Source organism: Mesorhizobium sp. M7A.F.Ca.CA.004.12.1.1 (assembly GCF_003997835.1).
Lineage (GTDB): Bacteria > Pseudomonadota > Alphaproteobacteria > Rhizobiales > Rhizobiaceae > Mesorhizobium.
Window position 1 is genome coordinate 1 of the sequence record NZ_RZRK01001076.1, and the last position, 1,647, is coordinate 1,647.

The 1,647-nt window shown below is 60.9% G+C and carries 1 protein-coding gene and 1 pseudogene; both read left to right on the forward strand.

Annotation, left to right across the window (positions count from 1 at the left end; all coding sequences use genetic code 11):
• Positions 1–141: pseudogene (locus tag EN984_RS39145) on the forward strand (tyrosine--tRNA ligase); the annotation flags it as partial.
• Positions 142–341: 200 nt separating this feature from the next.
• Positions 342–1,463: a PAS domain-containing protein gene (locus tag EN984_RS33745; protein WP_127270919.1), complete on the forward strand. Its 1,122-nt coding sequence runs from the start codon at positions 342–344 to the stop codon at positions 1,461–1,463.
• The last annotated feature ends 184 nt before the right edge of the window (positions 1,464–1,647 follow it).

Below are 1,647 nucleotides of genomic sequence, written 5' to 3' on the forward strand. Positions count from 1 at the left end.
GTGCAGGGCGGTGCCGTGCGCCTGAACGACGAGCCGGTGAGCGACGAGCGCCGCCTGGTGACTCCTCAGGATTTGAGTCCGGAAAACGTCGTAAAGCTTTCTCTGGGAAAGAAAAAACACATTCTGGTACGGCCTACCTGATCCGCACGGTGGGACCGAGCCAACCGCTTGTCAGGATCAGCGTTTGACGGCTCCGTCTTGGGCGCATAAATTGCGTTGAATGCATCGTCCATGCGCCGGGGGGCCGCCTGTGAAGATCAATCCACGCAAGCATAACGCACGAGCACGCCCAGGCGATGCGTCCGCTCCCGCCGCCAGCTATGGTTTGCGGAGCACCGACCTTGCCTGAGATCACGCTCGACGACTTCAACAGCCTTATCCACACGGTCTACGAGGCAGGCATCAACCCGCACAAATGGTCCGCGTTCGTCGGGGACCTGTCAGGCCATCTGGACGACACGCTCATTTGCCTGCATGCGCATGATACCGTCGCGCGAGCAAGCCTGGGCTTGCTTGCGTCCGGGGCTGCGCCGGAATTTATTGATTCCTATGTGCGAGACTATGCGACGATCAACGTCTGGGCGAACGGAATGGCTATCGCCCCGATCGGCAAGCTTGTTCAATCGGAAGAAATATACGACCCGGACAAACTTCTCAAAACCGAGTTCTACAATGACTGTCTGCGTAGCCAGAGTCTGGTGTCCGCGAGCGCCGTTGCGCTGCATCGCTCATCGGACAGGATGCTCTTCCTTTCGGGCAATATTCGCCTGCGCAACCATGATCTCGTGCGGGCGCGGGTAAACAGGACGTTTGACCTGCTTGGGCCGCATATCACCCGCTCGTTCGAGTTGATGCGGCACATCCCGCACCAGGTGGAGGGAGAAGACTATCGCGCCACTCTTGAGACATCGACCGACGCTGTGCTGTTCATCGACAGAGCCGGGCGTATCACCCACTGCAACCGTGCCGGAACGGCGATGCGCAAGGACGCGTCTTTCCTCGCCGTCGACCGCGACGGGCACCTGCACCTCAAGGATCCGAGGGCCGATACGACCCTGCGGATTGCCCTGGCCGCGATAGCGAGAGCGGATTTTCCCGCAATTCCAGGCAGCTTCCCCGTTCGTCGGGCGGCCGGTTCGCCGATGCGCGCGATGATCGTGCCGCTCGCCCACAGAACCACGCAAACAATGTTCGATCAGATTTTCGAGGACCTTCCGATTGCAATGCTGGTCCTGCGCAACCAGCCGACGCCGCAGCCTTCCGTCGCTGCATTGCCCGGCTATGGGCTGACACCGGCTGAATCGGAGCTGGCCGTGGCCATCGCCCAAGGCATCTCGCTGCGCGACCATGCGGACAGCCGCGACGTCAGCATTCACACGGTCAGGGCGCAGTTGAAGTCCGTCTTTGCCAAGACCGAGACCCGTCGCCAAAGCCAGCTCGCCGCCCTGATCCTGCGCCACTAGAGCGACAGGCACCGCCGCCTCGAAGCAAGCTCTAGCTAAGACTTTGATTTTCAGGCCGTTCCTGCGGCCGCATAGCCCAAATGGGTGATGCGAGGAATCCGTCCACCGAGCATAAGTCGTCGAAACAGGCGATCTGACCAACGTTGCAACGTTGGCTCTGGGGAAGCCCGACGCAGGCTTGGGG